Origin of the sequence: Enterobacteriaceae endosymbiont of Donacia piscatrix (assembly GCF_012569525.1) — a bacterium.
GTDB lineage: Bacteria > Pseudomonadota > Gammaproteobacteria > Enterobacterales > Enterobacteriaceae.
In genome coordinates, this window is sequence record NZ_CP046200.1 from 441414 (window position 1) to 451788 (window position 10375).

Annotated in this window: 10 protein-coding genes; 7 read left to right on the top strand and 3 right to left on the bottom strand. The window is 17.6% G+C overall.

From position 1 onward, the window contains the following. Window positions 1–233, bottom strand: a 233-nt coding sequence (rnpA, locus tag GJT96_RS02200) for a ribonuclease P protein component (RefSeq protein ID WP_169780564.1), incomplete at its 3' end; no start/stop codon positions are given. A 2-nt stretch (window positions 234–235) separates the two neighbouring features. Continuing rightward, entirely contained in the window at window positions 236–388 is a 153-nt protein-coding gene (gene rpmH, locus GJT96_RS02205) for a 50S ribosomal protein L34 (protein ID WP_169780565.1), read from the bottom strand. Between the two features lie 171 nt (window positions 389–559). On the opposite strand from rpmH, the gene dnaN reads away from it, so the two are divergent. After that, entirely contained in the window at window positions 560–1681 is a 1122-nt protein-coding gene (dnaN, locus tag GJT96_RS02210; protein WP_169780566.1) for a DNA polymerase III subunit beta, read from the top strand. Between the two features lie 35 nt (window positions 1682–1716). After that, on the top strand, window positions 1717–4128 hold the full coding sequence (gene gyrB / locus GJT96_RS02215) for a DNA topoisomerase (ATP-hydrolyzing) subunit B (protein ID WP_169780567.1): 2412 nt from the start codon (window positions 1717–1719) through the stop codon (window positions 4126–4128). Between the two features lie 54 nt (window positions 4129–4182). On the opposite strand, the gene rpoZ is transcribed toward gyrB, so the two are convergent. Further along, window positions 4183–4437, bottom strand: coding sequence for a DNA-directed RNA polymerase subunit omega (rpoZ, locus tag GJT96_RS02220; protein ID WP_169780568.1), 255 nt, complete (start codon window positions 4435–4437; stop codon window positions 4183–4185). 152 nt (window positions 4438–4589) lie between these two features. On the opposite strand from rpoZ, the gene ppa reads away from it, so the two are divergent. The 5 genes from ppa to infA all read left to right on the top strand — a co-directional run bounded on the left by ppa (window position 4590) and on the right by infA (window position 10294). After that, on the top strand, window positions 4590–5132 hold the full coding sequence (gene ppa / locus GJT96_RS02225) for an inorganic diphosphatase (protein WP_169780569.1): 543 nt from the start codon (window positions 4590–4592) through the stop codon (window positions 5130–5132). 107 nt (window positions 5133–5239) lie between these two features. Beyond that, window positions 5240–6487 carry a phosphopyruvate hydratase gene (gene eno, locus GJT96_RS02230; RefSeq protein WP_169780570.1) on the top strand — a complete coding sequence of 416 codons (1248 nt, stop codon included), beginning with the start codon at window positions 5240–5242 and terminating at the stop codon, window positions 6485–6487. 72 nt (window positions 6488–6559) lie between these two features. Then, a complete protein-coding gene (locus tag GJT96_RS02235; RefSeq protein ID WP_169780571.1) occupies window positions 6560–8308 on the top strand; it encodes an ATP-binding cassette domain-containing protein in 1749 nt (582 codons plus the stop codon). 1 nt (window position 8309) lies between these two features. Further along, on the top strand, window positions 8310–10043 hold the full coding sequence (locus tag GJT96_RS02240; protein WP_169780572.1) for an ATP-binding cassette domain-containing protein: 1734 nt from the start codon (window positions 8310–8312) through the stop codon (window positions 10041–10043). Window positions 10044–10075: 32 nt separating this feature from the next. Continuing rightward, a complete protein-coding gene (gene infA / locus GJT96_RS02245; protein WP_169780573.1) occupies window positions 10076–10294 on the top strand; it encodes a translation initiation factor IF-1 in 219 nt (72 codons plus the stop codon). Window positions 10295–10375 lie beyond the last annotated feature (81 nt).

Consider the following 10375-nt stretch of genomic DNA (forward strand, 5'->3'; position numbering starts at 1 on the left):
GAATGTTGATTTAAACGAAAATATTCACGAATTATTCTTTTAAATTTATTTTTAATATATATTTTACAAACTATTTTTTTAGAAATAATTATACCTATTCTAGAATACTTAATTTTATTTTTTTTATTTAATATAGTAAAATATAAGTTATGTAATTTAATATTATTTTTAAAAATAATATTAAAATCTAATGTAGTTAAACGTTTATTTTTTGTTAAATTAAAATTAGACATTTTTATTTAAATTTTTTATCTGAAACACTTAAATAAAAACGTTTTTTAGCACGACGACGATTTATAATTTTTCTACCATTTTTTGTTTTCATTCTACATCTAAAACCATGAGATCTATTTCTCTTTAATAAAGATGGTTGAAAAGTACGTTTCATTTAATTTAATCCTATATTAATTTAATATATATTTATTATTACATAAAATAATTTTTTTATACATATTTTTTATAATTTTAAATTAAAAATTTATATATTTATGTTAAATTAAAATATAAAATATATAGTATATTAAATATATAATTTTATATATATTCTAAAATAAAAATTATGGAAAATAATATTATTATTAATAGAGAATTAATCATTAAACCATTACAACATGTTACTAACATTATTAGTAATAGATTTTTATATCCTAACTCTGATAATATTTTAATAAAAATTTTAAATAATGGAATAATATTATTTAAAAGTACTAATTTAGAAATAGAAATTACATCTTTTATTAAAAATAAATTTTTAAATAAAAAATATTCCGTTATTGTTCAAGGAAAAAAATTTTATAATATATGTCGTTCTTTTCCTAAAAAAAATGATATTACATTAGTATTTAATATAAATAAAATGATTATATCTACAAAAAATTGTCATTTTACAATAACTACTCTACCTTCAGATAATTTTCCAAATATAAATTTTTTAAAACATGATATAGAATTTAATTTAACAAATAAAATGTTAAAAAATTTTATATATGCTACTTATTTTTCAATAGCAAATAACGATGTAAGAAAATATCTAAATGGATTATTTTTACAAATCAAAAATAATGTTTTAAATATTGTATCAACTGATGGACATAGATTATCTTTTTATAAATATGTTTTGGATGTAGAAATTATAAATTATAATGTTATAATCCCCCGTAAAAGTATTTTTGAATTATCTAAATTAATTAATAATACTAATGAGTTAGTTAATATTAAAATTAATGATAATAATATTTGTTTTACTTTTAAAAACTTAAAATTTATATCTAAATTAATTACAAGTAATTTTCCTAATTATAAAAAAATTATACCTACATTATTTTATCAAATAATTAAAATTGATCGCATTCTATTTAAAAATGCCTTAAATAGAATTTCTATTTTAGTAAATGAAAGAACAAAAGGAGTAAATTTATTATTTAACAATAAATATTTAAAAATTTTTACTAGTAATATTAATGATGAAAAAGCTGAAGAAATAGTAGAAATAAAAGAATTTAAAAAAAAAAAAGAATATAATATTCAAATATCATTTAATATTAATTATTTAATTGATGTCGTTAATATATTAGAAAGTAATTTTATTAAATTATCTTTTATTAATAATATTTCTAGTATTAAAATAGAAGATAGTTGTGATAAAAATAAAATTTACTTAATTATGCCAATGAAAATATAAATTTTATTTAATTTTAAAAAAGATGAGAACCTAAGTTGACAAATAAATATTATGATTCATCAAGTATTCAAATTTTAAAAGGATTAGATGCTGTTAAAAAAAGACCAGGAATGTATATTGGTAATACAGATGATGGTACAGGATTACATCATATGGTATTTGAAGTTATAGATAATTCAATAGATGAGTCTCTTTCTGGTTTTTGTAAAAATATACAAGTAATTATACATAAAGATAATTCTATTTCTATTATTGATGACGGAAGAGGAATACCTACAGATATACATAAAGAAGCCCAAGTATCAGCTGCTGAAGTTATTATGACTATATTACATTCAGGAGGTAAATTTAATAATAAATTTTATAAATTATCAGGAGGGTTACATGGAGTAGGAATTTCTGTAGTAAATGCTTTATCAAAAAAATTAGAATTAATCATTAAAAGAAATGGAAAATTATATAAACAATTATACTCTTATGGAGTACCTAAAGAAAAATTAAAAATTATTGGTGTTAGTAACACTACTGGCACACATATTAGATTTTGGCCTAATTATAATATTTTTACTACAGTTCAAAATTTTAATTATGAAATCTTATCTAATAGATTAAAAGAATTATCTTTTTTAAATTCAGGATTAATTATTTCAATTACTGATAATAAAAAAAATAAAAAAGATATTTTTCAATATAAAGGAGGTATAAAAGAATATATTAATTATTTAAATAAAGATAAAAATTTGCTTAATAAGCAAATTTTTTATTGTTATACTAAAAATAATGATATTGATATAGAAATTGCTATGCAATGGAATAATTCATTTAATGAAGAAATATACTGTTTTACGAATAATATACCTCAAAAAAATGGAGGTACTCATTTATCTGGATTAAAATCAGCTATAACAAGAACAATAAAACTTTATATAGAAAAAGAAGGATATAATAAAAAAAAAAATGTTAATTTAAAAGGAGAAGATACTAGAGAAGGTTTAATTGCAATTATATCAATAAAAATTTTAAATCCAAAATTTTCTTCTCAAACTAAAGAAAAATTAATATCATCAGAAGTAAAATCATTAATAGAATGTTATCTAAATCAACAATTAATGTTTTTTTTATTAGAAAATCCAAATGATGCTAAAAAAATTATAGAAAAAATTATAAGTATAGCTAAAATAAGAGATACAATTAGAAAAACTAAAAATATAATAAAAAATCAAAATATAAATAACGTATCAAGATTGCCAGGTAAATTATCAGATTGTCAAGAAAATGATCCTAAATTATCTGAAATTTATTTAGTGGAAGGAGATTCAGCCGGAGGCTCGGCAAAACAAGGTAGAGATAGGAAAACACAAGCAATTTTACCTTTAAAAGGTAAAATTCTTAATGTAGAAAAGGCTACATTTAATAAGATTATTACTTCACAAGAGATAATAACTTTAGTTACAGCATTAGGTTTTAATATTAATTTCAAAAAATATCATTTAAATAATTTAAGATATCATAATATTATTATTATGACAGATGCAGATGTTGACGGAGCACATATTCGTACATTATTATTAACATTTTTTTATCGTCAAATACCTAAAATTATTGAAAAAGGCTATATATATATAGCGCAACCTCCACTTTTTAGAATTAAAAAAGGTAATAAAAAATTTTATATTAGAAATAAAGAAGAAATGGAAATGTTTTTATTAAATTCAGCTGTAAAAAAAGCTGTTTTTTATTTTAAAAAATCTAAAAAAAAATTAATTGATAAAAAAATCATAATATTAATAAAAGAATATAATTATGTTAAAAAAATTATACAATCTTCTCAATATACTATTAATAATAAAATATTACATGCATTATTATATAATAATAAGTTAACTCGATTAAATGATTATGTTAGTTTAAATATATGGTTACATAAATTACTTGTATTTTTAAATAAAAATTATATAAATATTAAATTTTCAAGTAATATAAATAAAGATATCAATAATAATATTTTTGAATTATTAATTTATGAAAATAAATACGAAAATATAAATAAATATTCATTAAATAACGATTTTTTTATGAGTAATGAATATAATAAAATTTCTTTATTAGGAGAAAAATTATGTTTATTGCAAGAACAAGGTATTTTTTATGTTAAAAAAGGAAAAAAATATAAAAATATTAATTTTTTTGAAGAAGGAATAGAGTGGTTATTAAAAGAAAATAAAAAAAATCTTTCTATACAAAGATATAAAGGACTAGGTGAAATGAATCCAAAACAATTATGGAAAACTACTATGAATCCCTTAACTCGTAATATGTTAAGAGTAACAATCCAAGATGCAATTTTAGCAGATAAATTATTTTCAACTTTAATGGGTGATGAAGTCGAACCTAGAAAATTATTTATAAAAGAAAATGCTTTAAAAGCATTAAATATTGATTTTTAATCTTAAACATAAAAAATATTATTTTAGTAAATAATATTTAAATCTATAGAAGAATTAGTAATTATTTAAATCTATAGATTTTAACTTTTCTTCTAAATTATTTTTCTCATAATTATTTATGATTTTTTTATTAATTAAACCTTTTTCAATTTCACGTAAAGCTAAAATAGTAGTTTTATCATTTTTTTCTGATAACAATGGGATTTTCCCTCTTATTTGTATTTGTCTTGCTCTTTTAGCTGCTAAAATAACCAGATCAAATCTATTACCTATTTTTTTAACTGCTTTTTCTACTGTAACTCTAGCCATAAGATCCTTTTTTTTATAAAAATTTATTTAATTTAAAAATTAATTAGTAATAATTATTATATCATATATATATATTTTAAATATATAAATTATAAAATTAATAAAAATTTTTATATGTAAAAATTTTTAGTATGAATAAAGGATAAAATAATATGAATTATAATAATATCACTTCTGGAGAAAATATTCCTAACGATATTAATGTAATTATTGAGATTTCTTCCTATTCAAATCCAATAAAATATGAAGTTAACAAAAAATATGGAATATTATTTGTAGATCGTTTTATTACTACACCTATGTTTTATCCATGTAATTATGGATATATAAATAATACATTATCACTAGATAATGATCCATTAGATGTAATTGTAATAACTAAATATTCTATCATCCCAGGTGCTGTAATAAGATGTCGTCCTATAGGAATATTAAATATGACAGATGAATCAGGAAACGATAAAAAAATTATTGCAGTACCACATAATAAAGTTTCACAAGAATATTTACTAATTAATAATATTAAAGATTTACCAAAATTACTACAACAACAAATTATATATTTTTTTAAACATTATAAAGATTTAGAAAACAAAAAATGGTGTAAAATAGAAAAATGGGGGGATTTGTTTCAAGCACAAAAAGAAATTTTATCTTCTATTAAAAGATTTCAACAAAAAAAAATTAATTTATAAAATTAATATAAAAAAAATTAAAATTTTTATTTATTTTAAATATTTTTTTATATATAAATCAAAAATAATTTATTATAAATAATTATTAATTATATTAAGGAAATAAAATGTCTAAAATAAAAAAAGTAATAGGTAGAGAAATTATTGATTCAAGAGGTAATCCTACTATTGAAGCAGAAGTTCATTTAAATAATAATATTATTGGAATTGCTTCTGTTCCTTCTGGAGCTTCTACAGGGTCTAAAGAAGCAATAGAATTACGTGATAATAATAAAAAAAGATTTTTAGGACAAGGAGTTTTAAAATCAGTAAAAATAATTAATACTATTTTAAATAAATATTTAATTAATCAAAAATCATCTAATCAATCATATATTGATGAAATTATGATTAATTTAGATAATACTGAAAATAAATCTAATTTAGGAGCTAATACTATTTTAGCTGTTTCATTAGCTAATGCCAGAGCATCTGCTTTATTTCATCATATGCCATTATATAAATATATTGCTAATCTAGTTAGTATAGATAAAAAATTTTTTATGCCTATAATTATGATTAATATTATTAACGGTGGAAAACATGCTAATAATAATTTAGATATACAAGAATTTATGATTCAACCGATTAATTCAAAAAATATTAAAGAAGCAATACGTTGTGGTTCAGAAATTTTTCATCATTTATCATTTATACTTAAAAAACATAAATTAATTACATCAGTTGGAGATGAAGGTGGATATGCTCCTAATTTAAAAAATAATACTGAAGCATTTAATATGATATCAAAAGCAGTTAAAAATGCTGGATATGTACTTGGTACAGATATTACTTTTGCTATTGATTGTGCTGCATCTGAATTATTTTTCAATAATAGATATCACTTAAAAAGTGAAAACATGAATCTTTCTTCTAAAGAATTTACAAATTTTTTATATAATTTAACTCAAAAATATCCTATTACTTCTATAGAAGATGGTTTAGATGAAAATGATTGGGAAGGTTTTATATATCAAACTAAATTACTAGGTAATACAATTCAATTAGTAGGTGACGATTTATTTGTTACAAATCTTAAATTTTTAAAAAAAGGTATTAAAAATAATATTGCTAATTCTATTTTAATAAAATTAAATCAGATTGGATCTCTTACAGAGACATTATCAACTATAAAATTAGCTAAAAAATCAGGATATAAAGTTATTATATCACATAGATCTGGAGAAACAGAAGATACATTTATTGCTGATCTAGCTGTTGGGACAAATGCAGATCAAATTAAAACTGGATCTATGAGTCGTTCTGAGAGAAATGCTAAATATAATCAATTAATTAGAATTGAAGAACAATTATAAATTATTTTTATAAACTATGTTGATGTATTCAACATAGTATAATTTTATTTTCATAAAAATTATTTACTAAATATGAATATATATAAAGAAAAAAAAATACTTTTTTGGTTAAAAAAAAATATTTTTTTAGCTAAAAAAATATTAATGACATCTTATGTTTTAAATTTTATTAATATATTTTTATTAATAATAAAAAATTGGATGTTAGCAAAATTAGTAGAATTTTTTTTTTTAGAAACAAATAAAAAACATGTTTTTTTTTATTACAAAATTATGTGTTTATGTTTAATAGTAAATTTATTACTTTCTTTTTTAATAGAAAAATATAATTTTTTGTATAGTCAAAAAATTATATTTTTTATTAAAAAGAAAATTATACATAAATTAACATCCCAATATTTTAATTATTTTAAAAATCAATCTTCAGGGGCTAATTTATCGTTAATTATAAATAATATAGAAAACTTGTATGATTATTATCAACAATATATACCTCAATATTTTACAGTTAAAATATCATCGTTAGTAACTTTAATTACTATATTTTTAATTAGCTGGATATTTGGAATTGTAATAATTGTTACGAGTATTTTAATAATATTCTTTATAATATTAATTGGAGATAAAACTATAAAAAAAAATAAGAAAAATTTTAAAATATTATCTATTTTAAGTGGAATATTTTTTGATAGATTAAAAGGAATAGAAACTATTAGAATATTTAATTTTCAAAAAATTGAAATTAATAAAATAATTTTATTTATTGAAAAATTAAGAAAAAAAAATTTTGAAATATTAAAAATTGCTTTTTTAACTTCAGCTATTTTAGATTTTTTTTCTTCTATTTCTTTAGCTTTTATAATTATGTATTTTAGTTTTTCATATTTACATATAATAAATATCGGTTTTTATAATAAAAATATTAAAATATTACATAGTTTTTTTATACTTATTATTGTTTCTGAATATTTTCAAAATTTTAGTAATTTAGGTGTGTTATATCATATAAAAGCAAGAGCTATTGGAGCTGCGGATAATATTGTAAAATTATTAAATAATAAATCTATTAGTTTAAATACAAGAAAAAATTTTTTTTTGAAAAAAGTTAAAAAATTAACAATTAAGGCTACTAATTTAATTATAAAAAATAATAAAGGACATATATTAGTAGGCCCTATATCATTTAGAATATTTTCCGGACAAAATATAATTATTACTGGATCTAATGGAGCTGGTAAAACAACATTATTTAATGTTTTTCTTGGAATTTATCCATATGAAGGATCCCTAAAAATAAATAATATTGAATTTAATAAAATTAACTTATATAGTTGGTATAAACAAATATCATGTGTTCAACAAAATCCTCAATTATTTGCTACAACAATTAAAAAAAATTTATTTTTTTCTAAAAAAATAAATAAAATTAAAATAAATAATATTTTAAAAAAAATTAATATAATTAATTTTTTAAAAAAATTACCTAATAGATTAAATACTATTATTAATAAAGAAAATATATGTTTATCAATAGGACAAATTCAAAAAATAGTAGTTACTAGAGCATTAATTAAAAATTATATGTTATTATTATTAGATGAACCTATAGCTAATATAGATATTAATAGTCAAAATGATATTATACAAACAATAAAAAAAAATCTATCAACTTCAAAAATAAGTATAACTATTACACATAAAATTAATCAAATTAACTATTACAATGAAATTTGGTATATGGAAAATGGAAAAATTATAAAAAAAATATATCGTAAAATTTTATATAAAAAAAATAAATTATTTTTTAAAAGAGTTATTTAATATGTTTTATTTATTAAATTATTTTAAATATCATAATAAATTTTTTAAAAAAATTATTTTAGGTGTATTATTATCAATAATTAATAATTTAATGAATTTATTATTATCGGTAATATCTAGTTTTTTGTTAACTTCTACTTTTTTAATTGGAATAAAAAATAACAATATTTATTATAATTATATAATACCTACAATTACTATTAGAATAATTTCTATAATAAAAAATATTATACAATACTTTGAAAAATTAATTCAACATAATAATACTTTATATTTATTAAATAATTTTAGAATATTAATTTTTAATAAAATATTTCCTTTATATCCATCTGATTTAATCTCGATATTTAATATTAAAATATTAAATATGTTAATCTCAGATATTGAAATTTTAGATTTTTTATATATAAAAATATTTATTCCTATAATAGTTATTAGTACAATATCTATTATAATTTTAATTTGTTTAAGTATTATTAATCTTATTTTTTTTATAATACTATATATTACTATTTTATTTTTAGTATTATTTTATTTTTTTTACTTTTATAAAAAAAGTAAAACAATAGGAAAAAAATATATTTCTTTAAAAGAAAAATATTTTTTTTACATAAGTAATTTTATATCACAACATACAGAATATAAAATATTTGAAGGTATAAAATATATATCTTATAAAATATATAATTTAGAATTAAAATTAAAAAAAATACAATTAATAAAAAATAATTATAATATTCAATCAAAATTATTAATGAATACAATAATTAATACTAATATATTATTAATAATAATATATTATTATTATAATAATACATATAAATATCAAATTATATTATTTTTATTATTTTTTATTACATTTTATAAAATATTATCTCCATTAAGTAATGTTTTTCAGAATATTAATGAAATTTTTTTATCAGCTAAAAAAATTTTTTATTTAATAGAAAAAAAACCTACTATAGTATTTACAAATACTGATAATGTAAAAAATAAAAATTATTTTTTTTTATTAAAAATAAATAATTTATCTTTTTATTTTAATAAAAAAAAAATATATATATTAAAAAATATATCATTATATATACAAAAATATCAAAAAATAGCTATTACTGGACATAATGGTAGTGGAAAATCAACATTATTTATGTTACTAACTAGAGCATGGGATCCTGTAAAAGGTAAAATTTTTTTAAATAAATGTAATTTAAAAAAATGGAATTTATCTCTATTAAGAAAAAATATCAGTATGATGTCACAAAAAATATATCTTTTTAGTGATACATTAAGAAATAATATACTATTAAATAATCAAAATAATAAAAAAATTAATGATAATTATTTAATAAAAGTTTTAAAATTAGTAGGTTTAAAAAAATTATTAAATAATGAAGGTTTAAATACATGGATGGGTGAAGAAGGAAGATCACTTTCTGGGGGAGAATTAAAAAAATTAGGTATTGCAAGAATTATGATCCATAATGGAAATTTAGTTTTACTAGATGAACCAACAGAAGGATTAGATAAAAATTCATCTATTAAAATAATAAAATTAATTTTATCATTTTTTAATAAAAAAACTATTATATTTATAACACACAATATTCATATTTTAAAAAAAATGGACTATATTTATTTGATGGATAATGGTTCTATAATTGAAAAAGGAAAACATTCTAATTTAATAGATAAAAAAGAATATTACTGGAATTATATTAAAAATAATATAATATAATAATATTATGATCATATTAATGAGGAATAATAATGTCTAAAAAAAATAATATAGAAATGCAAGGTATAGTATTAAATACTTTACCTAATACTATTTTTCATGTAAAATTAGAAAATGGACATGTTATAACAGCACATATCTCAGGAAAAATGAGAAAAAATTATATTCGTATTCTTACTGGAGATAAAGTTACTGTAGCATTAACTCCATATGATTTAGAAAAAGGTAGGATAATTTTTCGTAGTCGTTAAAATTTAACTTTATGTTATATAGAACTAAATTAATTTTTTTTTATCAACATTATTTAAAAATTTTTGTGCATCTAATGCTGC